At 54.4% G+C, this 25,569-nt stretch carries 24 protein-coding genes; 12 read left to right on the top strand and 12 right to left on the bottom strand.

Annotation, left to right across the window (positions count from 1 at the left end):
• Positions 1 to 262: 262 nt before the first annotated feature.
• The 3 genes from K0H63_RS15635 to K0H63_RS15625 all read left to right on the top strand — a co-directional run bounded on the left by K0H63_RS15635 (position 263) and on the right by K0H63_RS15625 (position 4,612).
• On the top strand, positions 263 to 2,071 hold the full coding sequence (locus tag K0H63_RS15635) for an assimilatory sulfite reductase (NADPH) flavoprotein subunit (RefSeq protein WP_220065475.1): 1,809 nt from the start codon (positions 263 to 265) through the stop codon (positions 2,069 to 2,071).
• Positions 2,071 to 3,786 (top strand): assimilatory sulfite reductase (NADPH) hemoprotein subunit, encoded by a 1,716-nt coding sequence (cysI, locus tag K0H63_RS15630; protein WP_220065474.1) that lies wholly within the window; start codon positions 2,071 to 2,073, stop codon positions 3,784 to 3,786. The genes K0H63_RS15635 and cysI overlap by 1 nt, the downstream gene beginning before the upstream one ends.
• A gap of 97 nt (positions 3,787 to 3,883) precedes the next feature.
• Positions 3,884 to 4,612: a phosphoadenylyl-sulfate reductase gene (locus K0H63_RS15625; RefSeq protein ID WP_220065473.1), complete on the top strand. Its 729-nt coding sequence runs from the start codon at positions 3,884 to 3,886 to the stop codon at positions 4,610 to 4,612.
• A 58-nt stretch (positions 4,613 to 4,670) separates the two neighbouring features.
• On the opposite strand, the gene K0H63_RS15620 is transcribed toward K0H63_RS15625, so the two are convergent.
• The 3 genes from K0H63_RS15620 to K0H63_RS15610 form a co-directional block, all read right to left on the bottom strand.
• A complete protein-coding gene (locus K0H63_RS15620) occupies positions 4,671 to 5,210 on the bottom strand; it encodes a thioredoxin family protein (protein ID WP_220065472.1) in 540 nt (179 codons plus the stop codon).
• 155 nt (positions 5,211 to 5,365) lie between these two features.
• The gene (ccoG, locus tag K0H63_RS15615; RefSeq protein WP_220067927.1) at positions 5,366 to 6,871 is read right to left on the bottom strand and encodes a cytochrome c oxidase accessory protein CcoG; all 1,506 of its coding nucleotides are present in this window, start codon (positions 6,869 to 6,871) and stop codon (positions 5,366 to 5,368) included.
• A 348-nt stretch (positions 6,872 to 7,219) separates the two neighbouring features.
• Positions 7,220 to 8,668: a sigma-54 interaction domain-containing protein gene (locus K0H63_RS15610; RefSeq protein ID WP_258405594.1), complete on the bottom strand. Its 1,449-nt coding sequence runs from the start codon at positions 8,666 to 8,668 to the stop codon at positions 7,220 to 7,222.
• A 339-nt stretch (positions 8,669 to 9,007) separates the two neighbouring features.
• Between K0H63_RS15610 and K0H63_RS15605 the strand changes: the two genes are divergently transcribed.
• Positions 9,008 to 9,634: a LysE family translocator gene (locus K0H63_RS15605; RefSeq protein ID WP_220065471.1), complete on the top strand. Its 627-nt coding sequence runs from the start codon at positions 9,008 to 9,010 to the stop codon at positions 9,632 to 9,634.
• A 63-nt stretch (positions 9,635 to 9,697) separates the two neighbouring features.
• Here the strand turns inward: K0H63_RS15605 and K0H63_RS15600 are convergent, their stop codons facing one another.
• Positions 9,698 to 10,012: a DUF3144 domain-containing protein gene (locus K0H63_RS15600; protein ID WP_220065470.1), complete on the bottom strand. Its 315-nt coding sequence runs from the start codon at positions 10,010 to 10,012 to the stop codon at positions 9,698 to 9,700.
• Positions 10,013 to 10,192: 180 nt separating this feature from the next.
• Between K0H63_RS15600 and ung the strand changes: the two genes are divergently transcribed.
• Positions 10,193 to 10,858, top strand: coding sequence for a uracil-DNA glycosylase (gene ung / locus K0H63_RS15595; protein ID WP_220065469.1), 666 nt, complete (start codon positions 10,193 to 10,195; stop codon positions 10,856 to 10,858).
• A gap of 105 nt (positions 10,859 to 10,963) precedes the next feature.
• Here ung and ispB read toward each other — a convergent pair whose 3' ends face one another.
• Positions 10,964 to 11,935 carry an octaprenyl diphosphate synthase gene (gene ispB / locus K0H63_RS15590; RefSeq protein ID WP_220067925.1) on the bottom strand — a complete coding sequence of 324 codons (972 nt, stop codon included), beginning with the start codon at positions 11,933 to 11,935 and terminating at the stop codon, positions 10,964 to 10,966.
• A gap of 284 nt (positions 11,936 to 12,219) precedes the next feature.
• Between ispB and rplU the strand changes: the two genes are divergently transcribed.
• The 7 genes from rplU (at position 12,220) to K0H63_RS15555 (ending at position 16,359) form a co-directional block, all read left to right on the top strand.
• Complete coding sequence (gene rplU, locus K0H63_RS15585) at positions 12,220 to 12,531, top strand: 50S ribosomal protein L21 (RefSeq protein WP_011760937.1); 312 nt, start codon at positions 12,220 to 12,222, stop codon at positions 12,529 to 12,531.
• A 14-nt stretch (positions 12,532 to 12,545) separates the two neighbouring features.
• Positions 12,546 to 12,800, top strand: a complete 255-nt coding sequence (gene rpmA / locus K0H63_RS15580; RefSeq protein WP_011760936.1) for a 50S ribosomal protein L27 — start codon at positions 12,546 to 12,548, stop codon at positions 12,798 to 12,800.
• Positions 12,801 to 12,942: 142 nt separating this feature from the next.
• Positions 12,943 to 14,112: an Obg family GTPase CgtA gene (gene cgtA / locus K0H63_RS15575; RefSeq protein ID WP_011760935.1), complete on the top strand. Its 1,170-nt coding sequence runs from the start codon at positions 12,943 to 12,945 to the stop codon at positions 14,110 to 14,112.
• A gap of 20 nt (positions 14,113 to 14,132) precedes the next feature.
• Complete coding sequence (locus tag K0H63_RS15570; RefSeq protein ID WP_220065468.1) at positions 14,133 to 14,894, top strand: threonine/serine exporter family protein; 762 nt, start codon at positions 14,133 to 14,135, stop codon at positions 14,892 to 14,894.
• On the top strand, positions 14,891 to 15,358 hold the full coding sequence (locus K0H63_RS15565) for a threonine/serine exporter family protein (RefSeq protein WP_011760933.1): 468 nt from the start codon (positions 14,891 to 14,893) through the stop codon (positions 15,356 to 15,358). Before K0H63_RS15570 ends, K0H63_RS15565 begins: the two co-directional genes overlap by 4 nt.
• 24 nt (positions 15,359 to 15,382) lie before the next feature.
• Positions 15,383 to 15,865 carry a type 3 dihydrofolate reductase gene (folA, locus tag K0H63_RS15560; protein WP_220065467.1) on the top strand — a complete coding sequence of 161 codons (483 nt, stop codon included), beginning with the start codon at positions 15,383 to 15,385 and terminating at the stop codon, positions 15,863 to 15,865.
• 86 nt (positions 15,866 to 15,951) lie between these two features.
• Positions 15,952 to 16,359 carry a DUF3718 domain-containing protein gene (locus K0H63_RS15555; RefSeq protein WP_220065466.1) on the top strand — a complete coding sequence of 136 codons (408 nt, stop codon included), beginning with the start codon at positions 15,952 to 15,954 and terminating at the stop codon, positions 16,357 to 16,359.
• Between the two features lie 298 nt (positions 16,360 to 16,657).
• Here the strand turns inward: K0H63_RS15555 and K0H63_RS15550 are convergent, their stop codons facing one another.
• The 7 genes from K0H63_RS15550 to lptD form a co-directional block, all read right to left on the bottom strand.
• On the bottom strand, positions 16,658 to 18,679 hold the full coding sequence (locus K0H63_RS15550) for a methyl-accepting chemotaxis protein (RefSeq protein ID WP_220065465.1): 2,022 nt from the start codon (positions 18,677 to 18,679) through the stop codon (positions 16,658 to 16,660).
• A gap of 104 nt (positions 18,680 to 18,783) precedes the next feature.
• Positions 18,784 to 19,596, bottom strand: coding sequence for a symmetrical bis(5'-nucleosyl)-tetraphosphatase (locus K0H63_RS15545; protein WP_220065464.1), 813 nt, complete (start codon positions 19,594 to 19,596; stop codon positions 18,784 to 18,786).
• A gap of 9 nt (positions 19,597 to 19,605) precedes the next feature.
• Positions 19,606 to 19,986 (bottom strand): Co2+/Mg2+ efflux protein ApaG, encoded by a 381-nt coding sequence (apaG, locus tag K0H63_RS15540; RefSeq protein ID WP_041409891.1) that lies wholly within the window; start codon positions 19,984 to 19,986, stop codon positions 19,606 to 19,608.
• Positions 19,987 to 20,019: 33 nt separating this feature from the next.
• Positions 20,020 to 20,823, bottom strand: a complete 804-nt coding sequence (gene rsmA / locus K0H63_RS15535) for a 16S rRNA (adenine(1518)-N(6)/adenine(1519)-N(6))-dimethyltransferase RsmA (protein WP_220065463.1) — start codon at positions 20,821 to 20,823, stop codon at positions 20,020 to 20,022.
• Between the two features lie 9 nt (positions 20,824 to 20,832).
• On the bottom strand, positions 20,833 to 21,822 hold the full coding sequence (pdxA, locus tag K0H63_RS15530) for a 4-hydroxythreonine-4-phosphate dehydrogenase PdxA (protein WP_220065462.1): 990 nt from the start codon (positions 21,820 to 21,822) through the stop codon (positions 20,833 to 20,835).
• A 5-nt stretch (positions 21,823 to 21,827) separates the two neighbouring features.
• Positions 21,828 to 23,132 carry a peptidylprolyl isomerase SurA gene (gene surA / locus K0H63_RS15525; protein ID WP_220065461.1) on the bottom strand — a complete coding sequence of 435 codons (1,305 nt, stop codon included), beginning with the start codon at positions 23,130 to 23,132 and terminating at the stop codon, positions 21,828 to 21,830.
• A 122-nt stretch (positions 23,133 to 23,254) separates the two neighbouring features.
• Complete coding sequence (gene lptD / locus K0H63_RS15520) at positions 23,255 to 25,549, bottom strand: LPS assembly protein LptD (protein WP_220065460.1); 2,295 nt, start codon at positions 25,547 to 25,549, stop codon at positions 23,255 to 23,257.
• Positions 25,550 to 25,569: the final 20 nt, after the last annotated feature.

The following is a 25,569-nucleotide window of genomic DNA, read 5'->3' as shown; positions in this document are numbered from 1 at the left end:
AACCGGCTGTCTGTAGGGGACAGAGCTCTGTACGGTGTGACCTCATTGTGGCAAGTCTGCCTGCCGACACAAGCGCATATTCTTCATGAGGCGACTTAAGCCACTGGTCGGAGCAAAAAATTTGCGCCGGGCCACACTTTTGTAGCTTAAAAATTCGACTCTGCATATTCCCAAAGAGAATAAAAAATTAAATTTTATTCTTTTTTGCTTGTCCGAAAGGGCACTAAGCTAGCATGCAATAAAATGTCACTGGGTCGTCCTCATGCTGTTAAAAGAATTATCCTCTCTCGCGTCTCCGCTCAGTGCCGAGCAGGTCGACAAGCTCAAGCAACTGACTTTTGAGCTCAATGCCGTGCAACTGGCCTGGGTCAGTGGTTATCTGGCGGCAAGCGCGCAATCTGCCGCTGGGGGGGCTTTTGCTGCGCCGCCAGCTGCCCAGGAAGCCGCTACTTTAACGGTGCTTTACGCATCGCAGACCGGCAATGCCAAAGGCGTGGCCAGTAAAATCAAAGCGGCGGCAGAAAGCCGTGGCTTAGCTGTGCAGTTACAGGATATTGCCTCGTATAAAACGAATGCGTTGGCCAAAGAAAAATTCCTGATCATTGTTGCCTCGACCTACGGCGAGGGCGAGCCACCCGAGAGCGCTGTCAGTTTCTATAAGTTCCTGTTTGGTAAAAAGGCACCGAAGTTACCCGAGCTGCAATTTGCCGTGTTGGGCCTTGGCGATACCAGCTATGAGTTTTTCTGCAAAACCGCCACTGACTTTGACAGCCAACTGGCTGCATTAGGTGCAAAACGCTTGCATGAGCCAGCCCTGCTTGACGTTGATTATGCCGAGGGGGCGAAAAACTGGCAGGAAGCAGCCTTGGATGTGTTTGCACCGCTGCTTAAAGCATCAGGCGCCGGTAGCGAACGAGTGATTGCATGGCCAGGTGCGACTGGCACCGCGGCTAGCCACAGCCAGTATGATAAGCAAAACCCAGCGACAGCTGAGTTAAGTGTTAATCAAAAGATCACGGCGCGTAATTCCACCAAAGACGTGCGTCATATTGAGATCTCGCTGGAAGGCTCCGGCCTGAGCTATCAGCCGGGAGATGCGTTAGGGGTGTATTTCCGCAATGCGCCGGAGCTTGTCGCCAGCGTGCTGGCCGCCACAGGCTTAACTGGCAGCGAGCAAGTTGAACTGTCTGGCCAGACGTTAACCCTGCAAGCGGCGTTAACCGACGAGCTGGAGCTCACCCAGGCTTACCCGTCGCTGGTGACCAAGTACGCCGAGGCGAGCAACAATGCCGAATTGCAGGCGCTTGGCGCAGACAAAGACGCGCTGCGCGCTTATCTGGCCGATAAACAAAGTGCCGATGTGATTGTGCAAAACCCAGCCAACATCAGCGCACAGCAGTTGGTGGACAGCCTGCGCAAAGTGCAGCCACGCTTGTATTCCATCGCCTCAAGCCAAGCCGAAGTGGGCGAAGAAGTGCATTTAACCGTTGGTGTGGTGCGTTACGATGCGTTTGGCAGCACCCATTTAGGCGGTGCCTCTGGCTTCTTGGCTGAGCGCTTAGCCGAAGGTGAGCCGGTGAAAGTCTTTGTTGAACACAATGACAACTTCCGCCTGCCCAGCCCCGATACGCCAGTGTTGATGATTGGCCCCGGCACAGGTATTGCGCCGTTTAGGGCGTTCTTGCAAGAGCGTGATAACGCAGGTGCGACCGGTCAAAACTGGCTGTTCTTTGGCAACCCGCATTTCACCCGTGATTTCTTATATCAGGTGGAGCTTCAGGACTACTTGAAGCGTGGCGTGTTAACCCACCTGGATGTGGCATTTAGCCGCGACCAAGCACAAAAAGTGTATGTGCAGGATAAACTGGCAGCCAAAGGCGCCGAAGTCTGGTCTTGGCTGCAACAAGGCGCGCACTTATATATTTGTGGTGACGGCAACCGGATGGCGAAAGATGTACATCAGGCGTTATTACAAATTGCCCAAACCCACGGTGGCTTGTCTGACGAAGCAGCCGACGAGTATTTCGAAGAGTTACGCGAGAACAAGCGTTATCAGAAGGATGTTTATTAATGAGCCAATATCCAATTAAACCTGAACTGCAGGTGCAGGGCCAGCTGTCTGATAACGAGCGTCTGAAGGCTGAAAGCAACCATCTGCGTGGCACTATCACCACAGATTTAAAAGACGAAATTACCGGTGGTTTTACCGGTGATAACTTCATGTTGGTGCGTTTTCACGGCATGTATCAGCAGGATGACCGCGACTTACGTGCTGAGCGCGCGGAGCAAAAGCTGGAGCCGCTGCATAATGTGATGCTGCGGGCGCGCATGCCCGGCGGGATTATCAAGCCTGAGCAATGGCTGGCGATTGATGAATTTGCCCGCGAGCACACCATGTACGGCTCAATTCGGTTAACCACCCGCCAGACCTTCCAGTTCCACGGCGTGTTTAAACCGGATATCAAGCCGATGCACCAGATGCTGAATAAAATTGGCATCGACTCGATTGCCACCGCCGGTGATGTAAACCGCAACGTGCTGTGTACCTCAAACCCTGTGGAATCGGAGTTGCACCAGCAAGCTTATGAGTGGGCTGCGAAAATCTCTGAGCATTTGCTGCCAAAAACCCGCGCCTATGCCGAGATTTGGCTGGGCGAAGAAAAAGTAGAAACCACGGAAACTGAGCCGGTGCTGGGTGATAGCTACCTGCCGCGTAAGTTTAAAACCACTGTGGTGATCCCGCCGCATAACGATGTCGATGTTCACGCCAACGACTTGAACTTTGTCGCTATCGCCGAAAATGGCCAGCTGGTTGGTTTTAACGTGTTGGTTGGTGGCGGCCTTGCGATGACCCACGGCGATAAAACCACTTATCCGCGCCGGGCAGAAGATTTGGGCTTTATCGGTCTTGAGCATGTGCTGAAAGTCGCAGAGCACGTGGTGACAGTGCAGCGTGACTACGGCGATCGGGTTAACCGGAAAAATGCCAAAACCAAATACACGATAGATCGTATCGGCGTCGATGCTTTCAAATCTGAAGTGGAACAACGGGTTGGCGTGGCCTTTGGCCCAAGCCGTCCTTACGAATTTACCCACCGTGGCGATCGCTTTGGTTGGGTGGAAGGCATAGATGGTAAGCACCATTTAACACTCTTTATCGAAAACGGCCGTCTGCTCGATTACCCGGGTAAGCCGCTGAAAACGGGTGTGGCTGAAATTGCCAAAGTGCATAAAGGCGATCTTCGCATGACGGCAAACCAGAACCTGGTCATCGCAGGGGTTGCAGCCGAAGATAAAGCACAGATTGAGCAGCTGGCGCGCAGTCATGGTTTGTTGGAAAACGTGTCTACTCAGCGTAAAAACTCAATGGCTTGCGTGTCATTGCCAACGTGTCCGCTGGCGATGGCAGAAGCCGAACGTTACCTGCCAACCCTGGTCACCCACGTTGAAGGGATCTTGAGCAAGCACGGCATTGCCGACGACCATATCATCCTGCGCGTCGTGGGTTGCCCGAATGGCTGCGGCCGCGCCATGTTGGCAGAGGCCGGATTAGTGGGCCGTGGTCCTGGCAAATACAACCTGTATCTGGGCGGTAACACTGCCGGTACCCGTATTCCGAAATTGTATTTGGATAACGTAGCCGAAGCGGAAATTCTGGCTGCACTGGATACCTTGATTGGCCGCTGGTCAGTTGAGCGTAACCCAGGTGAATGTTTTGGTGATTTTGTGATTCGGGTGGGTGTTGTTGCCGAAGTGAAAGTCAGTAAAACCGACTTCCACGCCTGAGACCAGTCAGGAGGAAGCAAGGCTTCCCCCGTTTGTTTTGGCGGCCCTATGGCCGGTGCCAAGACCTGTAGCGACGCCAGAACCCTTGGAGATAAGCATGAATTATCACGATTTACTTAGTCTGGACGCAGCCGAGCAATCGGCCGCGCTTGCGGACATCAATCTACAGCTGGCCAAGGCCACGCCTGCCCAGCGGGTTGAATTTGCGCTGCGTGAATTACCCGGCGAGCATATTGTAAGCTCCAGTTTTGGTATCCAGGCGGCGGTGATGCTGCATTTGGTGACGCAGGTAAAAAGCGATGTTCCTGTGGTGCTGACCGATACCGGGTATTTGTTCCCGGAAACCTACCGCTTTATCGATGAACTGACCGAACGCCTTAAGCTTAACCTCAAGGTGTACCGCGCCCCGATGACGGCTGCCTGGCAGGAGGCCCGCTTCGGTAAGCTGTGGGAGCAGGGGCTGGATGGCCTTGAGCGCTACAACCGCATCAACAAGGTTGAGCCGATGCAGCGGGCACTGGAAGAGCTGGAAGTGGGTACCTGGTTTGCCGGCCTGCGCCGCACCCAGGCGTCGACCCGCGAAGCGCTGCCTATCCTTGCCATTCACGGTAAGCGCTTTAAATTGCTGCCGATTATTGAGTGGAGCAACAAGGACGTGCACCAGTATCTGACCAAGTTTGATCTGCCCTATCACCCGCTGTGGGAGCAGGGCTATGTGTCGGTGGGCGACACCCACTCCACCAAGCCACTGGAGCTTGGCATGAGCGAAGAAGACACCCGCTTTAATGGGTTAAAGCGTGAGTGTGGTCTGCACTACGAGATTTAATCTCACCGGGCACACAGCATAATAAAACGCCGGCTATTACCGGCGTTTTTTTTGAATATCAGCTGCCTTTGGCGCTTCGAATGGCAGTGATTACATCATTCGGGCTCAGTTCCGATGGTAATATCTGTCCCCTTGGCATTCCCGGGCCGTAGACCTTGTTAAAAGGCGAGCCGGGTGCTGCTACCCTGCCGTAATGGGGCGCAATGCGCTCGGCTTCCTGGCTCCAGTTGGCCTGCATTAACACCACCTTGCCTGAAAGCAGGGTGCTGACCACCTCGGGGCGATGCAGCACACCAACGCGGTTGGTCTGACAGGCCATACACCAGTCGGAATGCAAATCCACAAACACCGTATAGCCACCCTGCACCAGCATGGGAATTTTATCCGCAGCCAGTGGCTGCCATAACAGCTCGCGATAGTCCTGCTGCTCGCTGGCTCGGTGCACGAAGTAGGTGGCCGAACCCACCATCAGCGCCATCATTCCGATAACGGGGACAACCGCCAGAGGGATGGCTTTCCCCTTGCTGCGGGCGACGAGCAGCGCCACCACGGCGGCAACGAGGAGCAGGGTCATCAGGGTGCTGAGAGTGAGGATCATGGGTCATTCCTTTCGTAAATACCCACTCAGCATAATGATGCGCCCTTAATCCAAGGTGAAAGGGGCCAACTCCTGCAGCGGAGTTTGAGCTGGCCCACAAACCTGCCTCACGCCACCGAGGCAGTTGCCGCTTGAACTTCCAGCGGGGAAAATCATCAGGGGGCGAAAAACACCGAATCCTGACTGACAGCCTCTGCTTCCTCATCAGCCCCTGACGCAGTCCCTGATGCAGACACGAATTCAGAGACAGTGAAGGTGAGCTTACTGCGGCTGGTTTGAATGTCTGCTGGTGCCGCCGTAAGCGTCAGTGGCAGTTCGACTTGCTCGCCGGGGGCGATGCTTACCTCTGTTTTCGACAGCGACAGTGGCAGGGTGCCTGAAACGGCCAGCCGATACTCCCTTGGTTGCTGGGTTTTATTGCGGATTTTAAGCAGATAGGTGTTTTCAATCTGGCCGCCCGTGGTTTCGCGGTAAAGGCTTTGGCGGTCGCGCAGTACGTTGAGCTCGATACTGCTGCGACTCGCCATGTCCAGTCCCATGGTGCCGAGAATGGCCAGCAGTGCCAGACCATAGCCGATAAAGCGTTTGCGCTGCCACAATGGCGGCGTTTTACCATTGAGTCCCGCTTCACTGGTGAAGGCGATAAGGTCGGGCTTATAGCCGAAGTTGGCCATGGTCTGGTTACAGGCATCGACACAGGCGCCGCAGTTGATGCACTCGTACTGCAAGCCGTTGCGGATATCTATGCCGGTGGGGCACACCTCCACGCACAGATTACAGTCCACGCAGTCGCCAAGGTCGGTGGCGGCCTTACGCTTGCGTGGCCCACGGCTTTCGCCACGGGCTGCATCGTAAGTCACGGTTTTGGTGAACTCGTCGAACATGGCAGATTGGAAGCGGGCATAGGGGCAACAGTGCAGGCACATTTGCTCGCGCATCCACCCGGCGTTGAGGTAGGTACAGATGGCAAAAAACCATACCCAGGCCGTGTCCCAGAATCCTGCGCTGAAGCTGAAGATGGCAGGATACAACTCCCGCGCCGGTACGAAGTAGGCGATAAAGCCACAGCCGGTCAGCAGTGACATCAGCAACCAGCTGCTGTGTTTCCCAAGCCGTTTGGTGAGTTTCTCCCAGCTCCAGGGCGCCTTGTCGAGATTGATGCGTTGATTGCGGCTGCCTTCAAACTTTTCTTCGACCCAGGCAAACATAAAGGTCCACTGGGTTTGTGGGCATAAAAAACCGCACCAGACCCGGCCCCAAAACAGGGTCACGAAAAAGAGACCAAAGGCCGCGGCAATAAACACCCAGGCCAGCAGAGTAAAATCCTGGGGCCACAGGCTGGTGCCGAAGAAGTAAAACTGCTGATTGCCCAAATCAAACCAAATGGCCTGGCGCCCCTGCCAGCTGATAAAAGGCAGCAGAAAAAACAGCGCTATCAGGCCAGCTCCGGTGGCACTGCGCCAACGCTGAAACAGACCGGACTGGCTTCGAAACTGGATTTTGCCGCCGCTTTTGGCTGCCGATTTTGATGACGGCTTTTTGGAGGCCGATGGATCTTTATGCGCTGAGGGCTCTCCGCTCGCTGATGGCGCCTTTTTCGCTGAAGGCGCCTTTTTCGCTGAAGGCTCCTTGTGCGCTGAAGGCTCTTCGCTGGAGGGGATGAAAGTAACGGGAATGCTTTGCTGGGATTGATTGCTCTGTTGCACCTTGGTTGTTCCTGAATGACTCACACAGGGGCCTAATGGCAAGAGCCGTGCCAGCTGAAATTTTAATTTATCTATATGATTTTATTGATATCCTCCTTTGTGTTGGATAAGGTGTGGTCACGAAATATCGTGACTTGGCGATATTTCGTGACTTTACATAGGTGGCAAGAGCTGTAGATACAGGCGAAGCTGGAGCCACAGCCACAGCTGGGGCTGTAGTCACATGAAGCGCTGTAGTCACTTGAAGTGCTGTAGGCGCATCAAGAAGTGCGTCTGAGAAGAAGCCCGTCAGAGTGCCGATGGCTACTTAGGTCGGCGGATCCCGAGTTTTTGCATCCGGGATCTCAGGGTGCTGGGTGGTAGCCCCAGTACTGCCGCCACACCGCCGGGGCCCGAGATACGCCAGTCGCAATCTTCCAGAGTCGAGAGAATATGACTAGCCTCCACCTCGGCCAGAGTTTTTCCTGCAACCGGTGCAGCCTGGCTGCCGGGGATGGAGCTCATTTTCAGAATTGGCTGGTGGGTGAGAATCGCTTCACGCTCCAGCAGGTTTTGCAGTTCGCGCACATTGCCGGGCCAGCTGTATTGCTGCAAGCGTTTGAGGCTGGCGGCATCGACCCCTGCCAGTGGCTTGCCGAGCTTCTGAGACAGACTCTTCAGCAGTTGCTGCACCAGTTCGGGAATGTCCCCGGCACGCTGTCGAAGTGGCGGTACTTTCAGTGGAAACACATTCAGGCGGTAGAAGAGATCCATCCTGAACAGCCCCTGCTCGACCCGTTTTTGCAGGTCGTGGTGAGTGGCGGCTATCAGGCGGATATCTACCTTGATGCGCTCGCTGCCACCCACACGCTCAAACTCCTGCTCCTGAATCACCCTAAGCAGCTTGGACTGTGCCTCCAGACTGAGCTCGGCCACTTCATCCAAAAACAGGGTTCCCTTGTGGGCCAGTTCAAAGCGGCCTTTACGGCGACTGCTGGCACCGGTGAAGGCGCCCTTTTCGTGGCCAAAGAGCTCGCTTTCTAGCAGTGACGCCGAGAAAGCGGCGCAGTTAACCGAGATCATCGGCTTATCACGGCGGCTGCTGAGCTGGTGAAGCTCCCGGGCGACCAGCTCCTTGCCGGTGCCATTTTCGCCCTGTATCAATACCGTGCTGTCGGTGTTGGCCACCAGGCGAATTTGCTTCTGCAGGTCTTGAATACAGTCGCTGCTGCCGGTGATTTGCGACGGACCGCGCTTGTCTTCAAGTTCGGCCTGCAGCAGGGAGTTTTCAGAGGCGAGCTGCTCCGAGAGCGCCTGCACCTGCTCCAGCGCCTGGCGCAGTGACTGTTCGGTTTGCTTTTGTAAACTGATGTCACGAAATATCGCGACTACGCCCTTGAGCTTGCCGTCCTGCCATACCGGAGTTGAGCTGTAATGTACCGGGAAGCTGCTGCCATCCTTGCGCCAGAATACCTCGTTGCTGATCTCCCGCGCCTTGCCATCTTTCAGAGTTTGATAGATGGGGCAATCTTCATGGGGATAGTGGCTGCCATCGGCATGGCTGTGATGGTGGAAGTTATGGATGGTTTTACCGAGCAGTTCGTCTGCCTTCCAGCCGGTCATGCGCTCGGCCGCTGGGTTGATGAACACCGCATGGCCATCCAAATCAAAACCATAGATACCTTCGCTGACGGCATCCAGCAGCAGGCGGTTCTCCGGTAAAAAGCTTTCCTGTGTCGGCATGGGTGTTGGTCGGGGCTGTGGCTGATTCATGGCGGCAGTATAGCCTGCCCCTGTCGGGGCGTCATGGACTCAGGAGGGAACTTTGCTGACTAAGTCACGAAATATCGTGATAACTATGGGCGTGTACTGCGCTTCGACCAAAACAGACTGTGATGAGGGGGCTGAGCCAGGCCATGAGTTGGACCTCGGGTGGAAGGCTGTAATTCTTACTTCAACCTTTTGATGGGGCTGCAGTATAGTGGCAACCTCAGATTTTGTGTGCTGCGCTCAGGCACTCAGGTGTCTGCTTATTCGTGCCGCTGAGAATCGTGGTAAGCCTTGCCCGGCAGTAAAAAGACAAACAGGATTTCGCAGTAAATTGGGGGAAGTATGAGTTTGAGTGTTTGGCTGGCGCTGCTGGCCGTGTGTTGTTTGGGGGCCATGTCGCCGGGACCGAGTCTGGCCATGGTGGTGCGTCACACGCTGGGGGGCGGCAGAGGCGCAGGTATCGCCTGTGCCTGGGCCCATGCCCTCGGCATTGGGGTGTATGCGCTTATCACCCTGCTGGGGCTGGCGCTCGCCATGAAAGAAGCGCCGCTGGTATTTAACGGCATTGCCCTGATTGGCGCCCTGTATTTGATGTGGATGGGGTGGGGGGCGCTTAACTCGAAAGGCGGGATGCAGGAGAAACTCGCGGCGGGCAAGGTTTCCACTCTTTCAGAAGCGGCCCGGGACGGTATTGCCATATCGCTGTTCAACCCCAAGATTTTGCTGTTTTTTCTGGCGCTTTTCAGTCAGTTTGTTATGGCGTCATCCACCCTCGAAGGCAAGGCGATTATCGTGCTGACGCCGCTGGTGGTGGATGGTCTTTGGTACACAATAGTGGCACTGATGCTGTCGCACCCAAGACTGCTGCCTAAACTACGTGAGAAGGCGGCCATTATCGATAAGCTGTCCGGCGCTATCCTCATTCTGCTTGGTCTCCGGGTGATTTGGACCCTGTGGCAAGGTTTGTAATGAACCCTTGCAGGAGCCAAAAAGGCCGCATGATGCGGCCTTTTTATTGCGCTTTTGAGTGGCTCAGAGCTTGAACGTTTGCACTGCCGTATCAACGGCAGGCTCGGCTGCTGCAGCTACTGGCGGGTTGGCGATATGATCGTCCAGGTTATCGTTCAGCATGTCCTGATAATCATCGCTGAACCACTTAAGGGCGTTGGCCTTTTCGTTTTGCAGATCGGCCGACTTGATGGCGGCTTCAAAGGCATTGAAGCGGGCAGCGGCAAAACGCAGCGCCGTACCCACTTTACCCACATCGCCTTCGGCGGTGGTGAGCTCGTTGGCCAGCGCAATAAACTTATCGGCGAGTTCGAACAGACTGTTGGCGTTTTCTGACATGGTTGCGTCCTGTATTTTCATCTTTGCTGATTTTACCCAAATCCACGCGGCTGACTACAGGCTTTCGTCCCGATTGGGATCTGGGTCGTGACGCGGTTGAGGCAATCGGGCATGGAGGCTGATTTGCTATGGCCGATAAGATACACTGCTTTGCTGTGAATCATTCAGCCCGGGAGCCCCATGGCCGTTGCATGTTGGCAGGACTTTATTGCCGCCGAATCCGAGAAACCCTACTTTAAATCCCTCACCGAATTTGTTGCTGCCGAGCGCCAAAGTGGCAAAACCATTTATCCTCCCGAAGAAGAGGTGTTCGCGGCGTTTGAGCACACGCCATTGGATCAGGTGCGGGTAGTGCTGATTGGCCAGGACCCATACCACGGTGCCGGTCAGGCCCATGGGCTGTGTTTCTCGGTGAAGCCGGGTATTAAGCCGCCGCCCTCGCTGGTGAACATGTATAAGGAGCTCAGCACGGATATTCCCGGCTTTGACACCCCGTCACATGGCTATCTGCTGCCCTGGGCCAAACAAGGGGTGTTGATGCTCAATACCGTGCTCACGGTAGAGGAGGGCAAGGCCCACTCCCACGCCAAGGCGGGCTGGGAAACCTTTACAGCCGCTGCGCTTAAGCTGCTCAATGACCGTGAAGCCCCCATCGTCTTTGTGCTCTGGGGCAGCCATGCCATCAAGAAGGGCAAGGGTATTACCGCTACTCAGCATCAGGTGCTGTCGGGTGTGCATCCATCGCCCTTGTCGGCTTACCGTGGCTTTTTTGGTTGCGGCCACTTTTCAAAAATCAATCAGTTATTACAGGCGCAGGGCGGCGAGCCCATCGACTGGCGCCTGTAACTCGCGCAGCGCTTATGAGTGCAGGCCAATAAAAAAACCTCGCATTGGCGAGGTTTTTTATTGGGCCATGATGGCTGTCAGCGGGCTATCAGTTACTGCGGGCTATCAGTTACTGCGGGAGACTGCGATTCTGGCCAGTGACTCAAGCGCCACTTTAAAGTCGCCTTCCGGCAGCACGCTGAGAGCTGAGATGGCCTTATCTGCTTCTTCCTCAGCGCGCCTGCGGGTGTAATCCAGCGCGCCACAGCGATGCAGGGCAGTGAGGATTTCCTCAATGGCACCTGTGCCATCGGCTTTTTCAATGGCGGTACGAATCAGGTCCTGCTCCCGCTCATTACCATGGCCGATGGCGTAAATCAGTGGCAGGGTAGGCTTGCCTTCGGCGAGGTCGTCACCGATGTTTTTGCCCAGCTCTTCGGCGTCACTGGTGTAATCCAGCAAGTCGTCAATCAGCTGGAAGGCGGTGCCCAGATACTTACCGTAGTCGGCAAGGGCTTCTTCTACCTTTTCATCGCTGCCTGCCAGCACGGCGGCCAGGCGGGTAGCTGCTTCAAACAGCTTGGCGGTTTTGCAGTAGATAACCCGCATGTAGCTTTCTTCGGTGGTATTGGGGTCGTTGCAGTTCATCAGCTGCAGCACTTCCCCTTCGGCCAGCACGTTGGTGGCGTCGGCCAGCACCTGCAGCACCTTCATGCTGCCAAGCTCGGTCATCATCTGGAAAGAGCGGGTATAAAGGAAGTCACCCACCAGTACGCTGGCGCTGTTGCCAAAGAGGGCATTGGCGGTTTCGCGGCCCCGGCGCAACGTAGACTCATCCACTACGTCGTCGTGGAGCAGCGAGGCCGTATGAATAAACTCGATAATGGCGGCGAGCTTCAGATGACCTTCACCATTATAGTTAACGGCGCGGGCGGCCAATACCGATAACAGAGGGCGCAGACGTTTGCCGCCTCCGTTAATAATGTAAAAGCCCAGCTGGTTGATGAGGGCAACATCGGATTCCAGTTGTTTGTAGATCAGCTGATTGACTGCCTGCATATCGGCGTCGGCCAGCTGTCGAATGGCATTCAAATCCATAGATAGACTCTGATTGTCAGGACTGGGCATAACTAAGCCCTGATTTAGGCATAAGTGTTATAATAGTCGCGATCTTACCTAAAAATAATGACGATGGCAGCAGTTGCCCGGTTAATGTGGGAGTTATGCGGGTCTTTTTTTAATCTTTGCTAATTAGGGCTTGTCAGCTGGGCATTCTTAGCGTAAACTCCGCGCCCATTGTCATTAAAGTTTTTTATGGCGCATCGCACACGCCCCGAGGGGATTCAGAGCGAAGCGTCAGAATTTTTCGGAGTAAAATAGCTATGTACGCTGTTTTTCAAAGTGGTGGCAAGCAACACCGTGTTGCTGAAGGCCATACTGTACGTTTGGAAAAAATCGAAGTTGCTACTGGTGAAACCATCGAGTTCGATCAGGTTCTGTTGGTTGCTGATGGCGAAAACGTGAAAGTGGGTGCTCCACTGGTTGCTGGCGGCAAAGTAGTTGCTACTGTTGTTGCTCACGGCCGCGGCGAAAAGGTAACTATCCAGAAGTTCCGTCGTCGTAAGCACCACGAGAAGAAGATGGGCCACCGTCAGTGGTTCACTGAAGTTAAAATCACTGCTATCAACGCTTAATAGGAGTCTGACTCATGGCACACAAAAAAGCTGGCGGTTCTACTCGTAACGGCCGCGATTCAGAAAGCAAACGTCTTGGTGTAAAGCGCTTCGGCGGCGAATCAGTTCTGGCTGGTAACATCATTGTTCGTCAGCGTGGCACCAAGTTCCACGCCGGTGTGAACGTAGGTATTGGTCGTGACCACACCCTGTTCGCTCTGACCGACGGCAAAGTTAAGTTCGAAGTTAAAGGTCCTAACAACCGTAAGTTTGTTAGCATCGAAGACTAAGCTTCGAAACAGCTAAGCTGATAAAGCCCCGCCTCTGGTGGGGCTTTTGTTTTGTCTGGGGCTTTGCCCTATGTTTGATAGAGATTTTGGTCTGCCGCGCTGCAGGCGGTATAATTGCCCCATTCTGTGGTGAGGAGTTGATATGAAGTTCGTCGACGAGGCGGTCATTAAGGTTCAGGCCGGTGACGGTGGCAGCGGTTGCGTAAGCTTTCGCCGTGAAAAATACATTCCAGACGGTGGTCCCGATGGAGGCGACGGTGGCGATGGCGGCAGTGTGTATCTGGTGGCCGACGCCAGCCTCAACACCCTGATTGATTACCGCTTTGAGCGTTTTTACCTTGCAGAGCGCGGTGAAAACGGCCGTGGTCGTGACTGTACCGGTAAAGGTGGCAGCGATCTGACCTTGCGTGTTCCCGTGGGTACTCGTGCCGTAGACATAGATACCGATGAAGTGCTGGGTGATTTGACCGAAGTAGGGCAAAAGCTGCTGGTGGCCAAGGGTGGATTCCACGGTTTGGGTAACACCCGTTTTAAAAGCAGTGTAAACCGTGCCCCACGCCAAAAGACCCTGGGTACCAAGGGTGAGGTTCGTGAGCTGCGCCTCGAGCTGCTGCTGCTGGCTGATGTGGGCCTGCTGGGGATGCCAAACGCCGGTAAATCGACCTTTATCCGTGCGGTGTCCCGCGCAACGCCAAAGGTGGCTGATTATCCCTTTACCACTCTGGTGCCAAACCTCGGTGTGGTGAACCCTCGTCCTGGTCAAAGCTTTGTGATTGCCGACATTCCGGGTCTGATTGAAGGCGCCGCCGAAGGTGCTGGTCTGGGTATTCGCTTCCTGAAGCACCTTGAACGTTGCCGTGTATTGCTGCACATCCTGGATATCGAGCCCATTGATGGTTCAAGCCCTGCCGAAAGCGCCCGCGCCATTGTGGCCGAGCTTGAAAAGTATTCACCTGAGCTGGCAGCCAAGCCGCGCTGGTTGGTATTCAACAAAACCGACCTGCTGCTGGAAGAAGAGCTGCAGGAGCGTGTTGACGCCATTGTGGCCGAGCTTGGCTGGGAAGGCGATGTGTACACCATGTCTGCCGCGACCCGTGAAGGGACCAAAGAGCTGGCTGAAAAGCTGTTCGACTTCATCAAGAGCTTGCCAGATGAAGCTGCTGCCGCCGATCCTGACAAGGAAGTGGAGTTCAAGTGGGACAATTACCACAAGGCTCAGCTTGACGATCTGAACCCGGATTTCGATGATTCGGATGATGACGATGATTTCGACGATGACGACTACGACGTGGAAGTCATTTACCAGAGATAAGCCTTCAATCGGGGATAGCGGTGTACGCAGATACCCAGAATGACATAACCCGGCAGGTGGTGCGCGTTGCGCAGCTCCTGCTGGCCTATGGCGCAGAGTCTGATTTGGTCGAAGAAATCAGTCAGCGCCTGGGCAGGGCCCTTGGACTGGCCAGTGTCGAATTGTCCATCTCTTCAAATTCCCTCGTACTGACCAGCTTGGTACATGGCCGCTGTATCACCACCACCCGTCGTATTCGCGAGCACGGCATCAATATGCGGATTGTGTGCGAGTTGCAACGTATTTGCCTGCTAGCTGAGAAAGGCCTCTATGGCCCCAACGAAGTGAGAAAGCGGGTGGCCCGCATCACCCCCAAGAGTTACCCCGCCGCGCTGGTGATACCCATGATTGGTCTTTCCTGTGCCAGTTTTTGCCATCTGTTTGGCGGCGATTGGATGTCATCTATCATCACCTTTATCGCGGCGGCCATAGGCATGAGTGTGCGGCTGTCGCTGGCGCGCAGGCACTTTAACCCGCTGGTGATTTTTTCCCTGACCGCCTTTGTTACCACGGCGGTGGCACAACTCAGTTACGAGTGCCCACTGACCAAAACCCCTGAGCTTGCCATGGCGGCCAGTGTGCTGATGCTGGTGCCGGGGTTTCCGATGATTAACGCCATCTCCGACATGGTGAAGGGGCATATGAACGTGGGAATTTCACGCTGGGGACATGCCACCTTGTTAACGGTTGCCTCGGTGATAGGTATCACCATAGCGATGCAGTTGGGGGGCAAATTTCTGTGAATTTAGCGCTTACTCTGCTCAACGACGCTTTCTTTTCGGCCATTCCCGCCGTGGGCTTTGCCATGGTATTCAACGTGCCAAAGCGTTTTCTACCCTACTGTGCCCTCGCCGGCGCACTGGGGCACAGTTTCCGTACCCTAATTCTGCATTTCGGGTTACCCATTGAGTGGGCAACCTTTGCTGCGGCGGCCCTGGTGGGGACTGTGACCATAGGCTTTGCCAAACGTCATTTGGCGCCCCCCTTGCTTTATGCTGTGGCCGCCACTATCCCCATGATCCCGGGGACCTATGCCTTTAATACCGTGATTGCCCTGGTACAGCTGACAGCGCAATCTCAGGTCAGCCCAGAGCTGACCGGCGCCGTGATAAGTAATGGCCTGAAAACCGTCTTTATCCTCGGCGCCTTGTCAGTGGGCCTGGCGCTGCCGAGCCTGCTGTATTTTCGTACCCGCCCCATCATATAAACACAACTCAAAGAGGGAGTTTTTATGCGTATCGCCATGATTGCCGCGATGGCCAATAACCGGGTGATAGGAAAAGATAACCAAATGCCCTGGCATTTGCCGGAAGATCTCAAGCATTTCAAAGCCATGACGCTGGGCAAACCCGTGGTGATGGGTCGTAAAACCTTTGAGTCCATAGGCCGTCCATTGCCTGGGCGTCACAATATTGTGATTTCACGCCAGAGCAACTATCCCCACGAAGGTATTAGTCTGGTGTCTTCATTTGAAGAGGCCGTGGCGCTGGCCGGTGATTGTGAGGAGTTGGTGGTTATCGGCGGTGGGCAACTCTATCAAAAGCTGATATCCCAGGCAGATAAGCTATATTTAACCGAGATAGCTTTGGAGGTTGAGGGGGATACCCACTTTCCAGCCTGGGATGATGGCAGCTGGGAAACGGTTGAATCCACAGAACATGTGTCAGACAAAGGCCTTCAATATCGCTTTATCACCTTGGTAAAAAAGTGTTAAATTAACCGCCGTAGTACGTGCCCTAAAAGTAAATTCGAAAATACGATTTTACTGATAAATATAAAAAACAATCCGAGGAGTATGAGATGCGTGTTTTGCCCCTGGCCCTTGCAGCTGCCATTGCTGCTTCTTTCCTCCCTTCACCCGCCATGGCAAATACAGATCCGTTGGTGGCGAGTATTTGTGACTATGTGAAAGCGAACGACAAGAATCGTCTTCGTAAAAAACTCAAGGAAAGCCGAGTAAAACTGCGCAACATCTATTCGGGTGTTAACTGTGATGGCATGAGCTTGCTGCGTACCGCCATGGGTGCCGGTGCCAATGATGTGGGTGAGTTTGTTGCCAAACGTCTGTCGGCTACAGAGCTGAGTGCTACCGAAGCTGATGGCATGACCATTGTGGCATGGGCCGAAGCAAACGGTCACGGCGGTAGCCCTATCACGGCTGCGGTGAAAGAGCGTCTGTCTGGCGGTGGTGAAGAGTCCGACGATTAAGTTACCGCTTCAGTCATAAAAGCCGGGCCTTTGCCCGGCTTTTTACTGCCGTTAAGTATCCCGACGCCACCTGCCCGTAACTGCCGCTATCTGTTATTTTCCGTCACCGGCCACGCCTGAGCTTAGACTTAACCGGTGCTGAGCACTGTGGAACCGGCTTATCTCACTTCCCCCTAGTCCTAGCCTTGAGTTGTCGCACTTCACTCCCCCAGTGCGGCAGAAGGCTTTTGCTCTATTTTAAAGTGGCAATAAAAAAGCCCCATGCAGGGGCTTTCAAAAGGGCCTGTGTTCGAGTGACTTACACTCTAAACTCTTTCACCGAGCTTTGCAGCTCTTCGGCAAGGCGGGCCACCTCGTGGCTGGACTTGGCTGTTTGCTCTGCACCCAAGGCTGTCTCTTCAGAGATGGCGGCAATGTGCTCCAGTTTCTCAGACACTTGCTGGCTGACCAGGTTCTGCTCCTGTGCCGCCTGAGCAATGTGAGTGCCTGCATCATAGGCCTTATGCACAGAGTGGCTGATGGTTTGCAGCGCCTGGTTGGCTTGCTCGGTTTTCTCCACACAGCTTTGTGCCTGGTTTTGACCCAGCTGCATCACGGCCACGGCCTGTTGAGTGCCTTGCTGCAGTACTTCAATCATTTGCTGAATTTCACGGGTGGAGTCCTGGGTGCGCGATGCCAGGCTGCGAACTTCATCGGCCACCACGGCAAACCCACGTCCCTGCTCACCCGCACGGGCGGCTTCAATGGCGGCGTTGAGTGCCAGCAAATTGGTTTGCTCGGCAATGCCCCGGATAACATCCAGAATTGAGCCGATGGAGGCACTGTCAGAATGCACCTTGTTGATCACCGTGCTGGCCTTGGCCACTTCATCTGCCAGCGACAAAATGGTGCGCTTGTTTTCATCTGCGATGGTGCGCATGTGCTGAGTTTCTTCGTCAGCCTGCTTAATCTGGCTCAGGGCATCATCGGCACTCATGTTCACCTGATGGGCACTGGAGCTTAACTCAGTGGTAGCCGTTGCTACCTGGTCAACCTGGCTCTTCTGCTCCTGAATACCTATGGTGGTTTGCGAGGTAATGGCAGAGGTTTCTTCGGCGGCTGCAGCCAATTGATTCGAGCGGTCGAGGATGCCGGCAATCAGGCTGCGCAGGCTGTCGACCAGACGGTTGCAGTTGCGGGACAGCTCGGCAAATTCATCGTGGCCAGTGTCGTCCAGCTTGTGGGTTAGGTCGCCAGAGGCCAACACATTGAGGGCACCGTTCACCTCATCCAATGAGCGTTTCAGGGGGCTCACCACGGCAAAGCTGATGACCACGGCCACAACGATAGCAATCACCACCAGGATAAGTGTTCTGAGCGAGGCATTATTGATGTCGTTCAGGGCCTGATTACTGATGTCGTTTGTAACTGTTTCGATGTCTTTAGCGAGACGCTTCATCTGCTCTGTCACAGTCGCCGCATTCTTTTCCACCAGGGTCAATTTTTCAGAGGCCAGCTGAGTGCTGTCAATCTGACGGGATTTGAGGGTGACCAGGGTGTCCTTACCTTCCAGCATTTTCAGCACTTTAGTGCTGTCCTCATTGAGGGTGCCGACCAGGTCGGCATCAATAATGCCTTCACCGTGGCGGGAGATGTACTCCATCTTGGTTTTCACTTCGCCAAGCATATAGTCGAGCTCTTTGGCGATGAGCTCATACTTGCTGCGCTCTTCGGCGGCGACCAGATCGTAAACCGTCGTGATGATACCCGTCATGGTGGTATCTATGGCGCCGGCGGCTGCGGCAATCTCACGCTCAGTTTGGTTTTGGCTGCTTTCCAAATCGATAAGATCGAACAGATTGGAGGAGGAATCGTCGGCGCTGTTTTCCAGCTTCTCGCGCAACTTAAGCAATTCTTCCTGCTGCGAGAGCGAGTCAAAGCGGGCCTTAAGCATGGCCTTGCTGTTGCTTTCCAGCATCTGATAACTGCTCTTCAGGCCACTAAGCTGTCCCTGAAAGTTATCCCGGTTATTGAGCAGGCCGGAAAGCATGGAAAATTGGTTGTTGAAGCCACTGCTGAGTTGATCGAATGACTTTTCAAGACCAGGCACGGCCGAAGCATTTTTGCTGTGGAAAGCTTTGAGGATAAGCCGTTGCTGTTCGCTGAGGGTTTCGGAAAGGTGCCCTGTGGCCTCCAGTGCAGGCATACTCAGGTCCTGCATAATGGCGGTGCTGTCTTTGAGATTGTTGTTGGTGACCAGCGAGGCGCCACCGAGTATGACCAACAGAAGGGTAACAAAACTGAACCCGCCAATGACTCTGGTGGCGACTTTGATTTTCATAGGACACTCCGGCGATGTTTTAGTTTTTTTCCCGAATCAGAAAGCAGTATGGAGCTTTGACGCGCGGCTCTTTTGTATCGGCTTCTTTGCGCTTTAGTTTAACCCTATTTTAACTTCTTTTGGGTAATTTTTTCCCCTGTTTCAAGGTGCCAGAGCGTAAGGTCTTCTCCCCAGCAGCAGCCTGTATCCAGGGCTATGCGCCTGGGATTATCTGTTTTACCCATAAGCGCGGCCCAATGGCCGAATACCAATGTATAGTCGTCCAACTCAGACGGGAATTCAAACCAGGGCTTCAAGGCGAGGCCATCGCAGTCGGTGGGAGGCTTTTTACAGGCAAAATCCAGGCGGCCATCGAGGTACAGAAAGCGCATCCGCGTCAGGGCGTCGATACAGTACCTGTGCCTGAAAAATCCGGACGCATCCGGATCCCAGCTCTCCGGTTCTTCGGTGTACATGCTGCCTATAAGGTCAAGATAAGTGTCGCTCATCAGTACCTTGCTCACTTCGCTCGCTTCTTCGCGCAGTGTGGCCAGATCCCATTGGGGAGGCACTCCGGCATGGGTCATGATGAGCTTGTGTTCGGGCAGCTCCCGCATCAGGGGTTGGTGGCGTACCCAGTGGATAAACCCAGGCAGGTGTTTGGATTCCAGCAGCTTTTTAAGTTTGTCGCTGGGTTTGGGACGTTTGAGCCCGGCCTGTATGGCAAGCAGATGCAAATCATGGTTGCCAAGCACGGCTTTGGCGGCATCACCCAATGAGCTGAAGAAGCCCAGCACCTTGTGGGACTCGGGGCCCCTTGCCACCAGATCGCCCACGGCCCAGAGTTCATCCCGCGACGGATGAAAATCTACCCGCAGGAGCAGCCGCATCAGCTCTTCATAACAACCCTGGATGTCGCCGACAAAGTATCGCGCCATGGCGGAGAATTAATGCAGTACGCCGGGCACGGCCAGGCGGAAGGTGGGAATGGCGGCCTGAAATGGCTTTCCGTCTTCCCAGACCATTCCGTAGCGTCCTTCCATAAAGCCGACCGGGGTTTCCATCACAGTGCCGCTGGTGTACTGATAGGCGGTGTTGGGAGGTATGGTGGGGGTTTCACCCACCACGCCGGCACCCTGCACCTCGGTTATGTGGCCGTTGGCATCAGTGATTATCCAGTGACGGCTCTCCAGCTTGGCGGCTCTGTCGCCCAGATTAATGATGGTGATGGTGTAGCTGAACACGTACTTGTGCTCTGCGGGCGTGGATTGCTCTTCCAGGTATTCGGTATTCACCTCAACCTTGATTGCGGGATCTACGTCGGTCATCGTCATTCCGGATTGTTTGCCTGTTACTGGAGTTTACCGCTTTTCACACAAATAGTTGGCCATGGCCACGTATTGGGCCACGCTGATGTCTTCGGGGCGTAAACCTGCATCTATGCCAAGAACGTCAAAGTCGGCGTCCTGAAGAAGCGGCTTTAAGTTATTGCGCAGGGTTTTACGGCGCATGTTAAAGGCGGTGTTGCACACCTTGCGCAGCATTTCCACATCATGACATGGCCAGGGCTTTTCAGCATACGGCACCAGGCGTACCACGGCTGAATCCACTTTTGGCGGCGGGGTAAAGCAGCCGGGTGGCACTTCCAGCACCGGCACTACCTGACAGTAGTACTGGGCCATGACGGTCAGTTTGCCATAGGCTTTTGTACCCGGAGAAGCAGAGAGGCGCAGTACCACTTCTTTTTGCAGCATAAAGTGCATGTTCTCAATGTGCTCGGCAAATTCGAACAGATGGAACATCAGCGGGGTTGAGATATTGTATGGCAGGTTACCAAAGACCTTGAGCTTGCGCTCAGGCTCTACCAACTGGCTGAAGTCAAACTTCATGGCATCGCCCTGATGGATAGTGAGTTTATCCTTCAGGTTGGGGTGAACTTTCAAGCGCTCGGCCAAGTCACGGTCAAGCTCGATAACCGTGAGGTTTTTGATGCCCATGGCAACGGGCTCGGTCAAGGCGGCGAGACCCGGGCCAATTTCCACCATCACGTGGTCATCGTCTGGCGAAATGGCGCCAACGATACGGTTGATGATGTTTCCATCGGTCAGGAAGTTCTGACCGAAACGTTTTCTGGCCGTATGGCCCAAGTGGACTTTATTACTCATGACTCTCTATCAGTTGGTCTTGGCAGCCAGCTCGATGGCCTTGTTGAGGGCACAAACAAAACTGCCGATGTCGGCGCGACCCGTTCCTGCCAGCTCCAGGGCGGTACCATGGTCCACCGAGGTGCGAATATAAGGCAGGCCCAGGGTAATGTTGACGGATTTGCCAAAGCCCTGTGCCTTCAGTACCGGCAATCCCTGATCGTGATACATGGCAAGTACCACATCGGCATCATCCAGATACTTAGGCTGGAACAGGGTATCGGCAGGCAACGGGCCGACGATATTAAAGTTCAGCTCTTCCCTGAGTTCATTGAGGGCAGGGATGATGACATCCAGTTCCTCGCGGCCCAGGTGTCCATCTTCCCCGGCATGGGGGTTGAGGCCGCAGACATAAATTTTGGGTGAAGCAATGCCAAACTTGCTGACCAGATCCTGATGCAGGATCTTGATAATTTTATGTAATCTTTCCCGCGTAATGGCTTTGGCCACATACGCCAGTGGAATATGGGTGGTCACCAGCGCGACCTGTAAACCGGGGCAGGCCAGCAGCATCACCACATCCTGGCAACCCGCCTGATTGGCAAAAAACTCAGTATGACCACTGAACGAGATGCCCGCCTGGTTGATGATACCCTTGTGTACGGGCCCAGTGACCACGGCATCGAACTCACCGGTCATATTTTTTTCACCGGCGAAGCTCAGGGTATCTACCACATAGCGGCCGTTTTGCTCATTGAGCTTGCCGCACTCGGCCGGTGCGTTCAGTTTGAAGGGCACCAGGGTGAGGGTACCCGCCGCCTGAGGTTTGGCAGGCTGGCTGGCGTCATAGGGCTCCAGGGTCAGTGGCAGCCCCAACTTACGGGCCCGGCTGTGAAGCAGCTCAGGATCGGCGCATACCACCAACTCTACCGGCCAGGCTTGCTGGGCAAGCTGGATAACCAGATCTGGGCCTATACCGGCAGGCTCTCCGGGGGTGATGGCTATGCGTTTCACTGTCACTGTGATTAACCTCGGTTAGCTTCGGCTTCCCACACATCTATATGGGCTTCACTGCGAATTTCATCGAGCCAGCCTTGCAGCTCCTCGTTGAATTTACGGCGGAAAATCAGCTGATGTGCACGGTTGGTGTTGAACTTTTCGGTTGCGTCTGTTTTGCGCTTTTCTTCCAGCTGCACTATGTGCCAGCCATGGGCAGTGCGAAACGGTGCGCTGATTTCGTCCAGGCTTAACTGACCCAGCATCTGTGCAAATTCAGGCACATAGATGTTGGGCTCGGCCCAACCCAGTTCACCGCCCTTGGTGGCAGAACCGGGATCTTCAGAGTACTGGCGGGCGACATCGGCAAACTTGGCTTCACCACTCTTAATCTGGGCCACAAACTGATCCAGCATGGCCTTGGCGCGCTCCTCGGACAGGATGGGCGAAGGCTTGAGTAGAATATGGCGGGCACGTACTTCTTCGATTTCACGGGTTTGCAGGCCGCGGATATCCATGATTTTCAGGATATGGAAACCAGAACCACTCTTGATAGGACCTATGATGGCATCTTTCTTGGCATCACCAATCACTTCAGCAAACAGTGTGGGCATTTCGTTGATGTTCATATAATCCCAAACACCACCTTCCAGTGCCTTGGGGCCGGACGAGGCGGCGATGGCGATGGAACGGAAATCGTTACCGCTGTTCAGGCGGTCCATAACGGCCTGGGCACGCTTGCTGGCAGACTCAAGCTCGGCACTGGTGGGGTTGCTGGGTACTTCAATCAGGATATGGCCAATCTGGTATTCCACGTCCTTGTTGCCCTGTTCTTCAATCATCTTCACCAGGTTATTGATTTCTTGAGGAGAAACCTGGATACGACGTTGTACCTGGATGCGTTGGATTTCACCGAGGGTGATTTCCTCGCGCAGCTGCTCGCGGTACTGGGCAAAGCTCATGCCTTCGGCCTGAATGGCCTGTTGCATCTGGGCTACCGTCATTTTCTGTTCACGGGCGATGTTTTCGATGGCCTGATCCAGTTGCAAATCACCGATATGCAGACCGACGCGTTCGGCCATCTGCAGTTGCAGGCGAGTCAGGATAAGGCGCTCAATGACCTGGGTGCGCAGGGCATCGTCAGAAGGCAGAGTCTGGCCTGCCGCTGAAGCGTTTTTCTTTACGGTATCCATCATATTCTGGATTTCGCTTTCCAGTACGATACCGTCGTTCACCTGCACGGCAACGCGATCCAAAGGTTGGGGTGCAGCTAAGCTCTGGAAGCCCATGGTCATGGCCAGAGCGGCAAAAATCAGTTTCTTACAGGGTTTCATCCAAATAAATCCTTGGCGTTTTTCGGTTTTCTTCCAACTCACCGGCACAGAAAACCCGGCAGTGTTAACCTGTTTGGACAACGCGTCCTGAATGTGGTTTCGCAATCTACCACATTTCTGTGTTAATTCCTCAGATAAAGCGGCTTTCTGTAGTTGAACAGCCCTTCATCCAGCATGTCGCTGACACCCATGGGGCCTGAGCCGCCAAGGCCTTTTATCACGAAATTCAGGTACACACCGCTTTCAAAGAGTTCGCGGTTATCCTGCACCGGATTGAAATCGTCATCGTAGTTGGTCTTTATCCGGTAGTGATAACTCAAACGCACGGCCCAGCAGCAGCTCTCATACTGGAAACCGGTATAGGCTTCTACCGAACGACTTTCGTTGAGGTCGTAGTACCAGTTGCCCACAAAGTAGAGGCTATCGGTCAAAGGCCAGGTGGTGCGCATACCGGCCTGGCTGATGCCGACTTCTTCATTGGTGTTGGTGTTCACCAAATCCGGCACATAGCGGTAGCTGAATTGCACCAGTTTTTCGCCACCGGGGCGGTAATCCAGGGTGAATTCAGACTTTTTATTATCCCGGGTGCGGGCATCGTATTGCAGTGCACCGCTGAAATACCAGTCCTGATATAGATGGGCATCCAATTCGGCGGCAATGGCCGAGGAACTGGGGCGCTCTTCGGCAATCCCTTCGGTCAGGGACACCTTGCTCTCTGAGAAATAAAGAATTTGGCCAAGGCTGAACTTGAACTGTTCCTGGTTGTGATCATCGAAGAAGCGGGTGGTCAAACCCAGTGTCAGCTGATTGGCATCGGCGATACGGTCGAGGCCTGAAAAACGGCGTGCCCGGAACAGACCATAGTAATCGTCCTGCAATCTGGCGCTGTCGTAGATACCGATATCATCCTGATCTTCGTAGCCCACGTATAGATATTGGACCTGAGGCTCCAGGGTTTGACGGTAGGATTCACCCAGCCACTGCGTATTGCGCTCCAGATTGATTTGACCGTGCACCTTGGCCCTTGGCAGGGTACGGCTGACGGAACTGTTCAGCTGCGAGTCTGGCATCAAATCTGTGTTACGTTGCCAGTAGTTGGTTTGCAGCAGGGTTAACTCGCTGGTTAACGAACCGGCGGGCCCGTGAATGGGCAGAGTCAGGGTTGGCTGCAGATGCAAACGGGTGGCTGTGACCTGGTCTTGTTCTTTGTGCTCAAAGTTGGTGGCTTCGCCGAAGAAACTGAACTCGAGTGTGTTGAGTAAATCCTGGCTGCGGTAGTTAAAGCTAAACTGTGGCATCACCTGATAAGGCACTTCGTCCTCACCCAGTACCTTGATGTCCTGAACCCGGGCGCTGATATTCCAGTCGTTGTCGAAATAGCTCATTTCGCCGATGCGGGACAGCTGGTTGTCTGTGGCTCTCGCGACTTCAGAATCCAGATCGTTAAAGTAGTTGTTGTCGGAAACATCGGTGAAGGCTGCATTGACGCGCCAATGTTTATCGATGGCACCCCTGTGTTCCCAATGATACAGGTAACGGTCATCGCTGTTTTCCAGCAGACGATCGCTGCCGAGGTATTCCAGGTTTACCCGGCCGGCCTGAGCATCACCCGCGAGATAACGAAACTCACTCTGCACATAAAGCCCACGGGCCGACATGTAATGCGGCGTCAGAGTCAGGTCGTATTCGGGGGCAATGTTCCAGTACCAGGGCGTGGCGATTTCCACGCCGTTGGTAGTGCTGGTGCTGAATTGGGGGAACAGAAAACCGGTTTTGCGCTTGTCTGAGACAGGCACTGTCATGTAGGGGACATAGAACACGGGGATATCGGCAATGCGCATCTTGGCATTCCAGATCTCGCCCCATTCTTCGCTGGAGTCAATCTTGATCCTTTCGGCTTCCAGCAACCAGGAGCTGTCACCCGGCGGGCAGGTGGTAAAGTCGGTGCCATTGAGAATGAGATTATTGTCTTTGGTTATCTCAAGCTTGCGGGCATTACCGTGAACCTGCTGGCCGTGCAGCCAATACTGTGCGCCGCTCAGCGTGGCGCTGTTGTCTTTGATTTTGGCACTGAGATTGTCGGCGGTAACGGTAAACTGGCTGTCCTGAAATACCAGGTTGCCTTCGGCGTCCAACTGCTGCTTTTCGTAATCCATATTCGCACGGTCGGCGGAGATGGAACGATTGCCCTGACGGAATTGTACGTCGCCTTCGAACGTGGCGTTTTGATTCATCACGGCGTCAGAGGACACAGAGCGGATTTCTACCTGCTCTTCTGCCGTGGCTGACTTCGGTGCACTCGGCAACGGAATGGGAGGCGCCACCAGACATTGATCCGGGGCGGGCTCAGGCACGGCATCGTTGGCCATGGCCTGACAAGGAAGCAGGCCGAGGGCCAATATGTAACGGATCTGCATCTTAAGAGTATTCAGTTTGA

The sequence above is a fragment of the Shewanella zhangzhouensis genome (assembly GCF_019457615.1).
Classification (GTDB): Bacteria; Pseudomonadota; Gammaproteobacteria; order Enterobacterales; family Shewanellaceae; genus Shewanella; species Shewanella zhangzhouensis.
The sequence above is the reverse complement of the archived record's forward strand: the minus strand, read 5'-3'. Positions and strand labels throughout refer to the sequence as shown.

What these genes read in the sequence shown, in the direction of transcription:
- K0H63_RS15635 (WP_220065475.1), top strand. Translation starts at nt 263, where the DNA reads ATGCTGTTAAAAGAATTATCCTCTCTCGCGTCTCCGCTCAGTGCCGAG.
- cysI (WP_220065474.1), top strand. Translation starts at nt 2,071, where the DNA reads ATGAGCCAATATCCAATTAAACCTGAACTGCAGGTGCAGGGCCAGCTG.
- K0H63_RS15625 (WP_220065473.1), top strand. Translation starts at nt 3,884, where the DNA reads ATGAATTATCACGATTTACTTAGTCTGGACGCAGCCGAGCAATCGGCC.
- K0H63_RS15620 (WP_220065472.1), bottom strand. Translation starts at nt 5,210, where the DNA reads ATGATCCTCACTCTCAGCACCCTGATGACCCTGCTCCTCGTTGCCGCC.
- K0H63_RS15610 (WP_258405594.1), bottom strand. Translation starts at nt 8,668, where the DNA reads ATGAATCAGCCACAGCCCCGACCAACACCCATGCCGACACAGGAAAGC.
- K0H63_RS15605 (WP_220065471.1), top strand. Translation starts at nt 9,008, where the DNA reads ATGAGTTTGAGTGTTTGGCTGGCGCTGCTGGCCGTGTGTTGTTTGGGG.
- K0H63_RS15600 (WP_220065470.1), bottom strand. Translation starts at nt 10,012, where the DNA reads ATGTCAGAAAACGCCAACAGTCTGTTCGAACTCGCCGATAAGTTTATT.
- ung (WP_220065469.1), top strand. Translation starts at nt 10,193, where the DNA reads ATGGCCGTTGCATGTTGGCAGGACTTTATTGCCGCCGAATCCGAGAAA.
- ispB (WP_220067925.1), bottom strand. Translation starts at nt 11,935, where the DNA reads ATGGATTTGAATGCCATTCGACAGCTGGCCGACGCCGATATGCAGGCA.
- rplU (WP_011760937.1), top strand. Translation starts at nt 12,220, where the DNA reads ATGTACGCTGTTTTTCAAAGTGGTGGCAAGCAACACCGTGTTGCTGAA.
- rpmA (WP_011760936.1), top strand. Translation starts at nt 12,546, where the DNA reads ATGGCACACAAAAAAGCTGGCGGTTCTACTCGTAACGGCCGCGATTCA.
- cgtA (WP_011760935.1), top strand. Translation starts at nt 12,943, where the DNA reads ATGAAGTTCGTCGACGAGGCGGTCATTAAGGTTCAGGCCGGTGACGGT.
- folA (WP_220065467.1), top strand. Translation starts at nt 15,383, where the DNA reads ATGCGTATCGCCATGATTGCCGCGATGGCCAATAACCGGGTGATAGGA.
- K0H63_RS15555 (WP_220065466.1), top strand. Translation starts at nt 15,952, where the DNA reads ATGCGTGTTTTGCCCCTGGCCCTTGCAGCTGCCATTGCTGCTTCTTTC.
- K0H63_RS15550 (WP_220065465.1), bottom strand. Translation starts at nt 18,679, where the DNA reads ATGAAAATCAAAGTCGCCACCAGAGTCATTGGCGGGTTCAGTTTTGTT.
- K0H63_RS15545 (WP_220065464.1), bottom strand. Translation starts at nt 19,596, where the DNA reads ATGGCGCGATACTTTGTCGGCGACATCCAGGGTTGTTATGAAGAGCTG.
- apaG (WP_041409891.1), bottom strand. Translation starts at nt 19,986, where the DNA reads ATGACCGACGTAGATCCCGCAATCAAGGTTGAGGTGAATACCGAATAC.
- rsmA (WP_220065463.1), bottom strand. Translation starts at nt 20,823, where the DNA reads ATGAGTAATAAAGTCCACTTGGGCCATACGGCCAGAAAACGTTTCGGT.
- surA (WP_220065461.1), bottom strand. Translation starts at nt 23,132, where the DNA reads ATGAAACCCTGTAAGAAACTGATTTTTGCCGCTCTGGCCATGACCATG.
- lptD (WP_220065460.1), bottom strand. Translation starts at nt 25,549, where the DNA reads ATGCAGATCCGTTACATATTGGCCCTCGGCCTGCTTCCTTGTCAGGCC.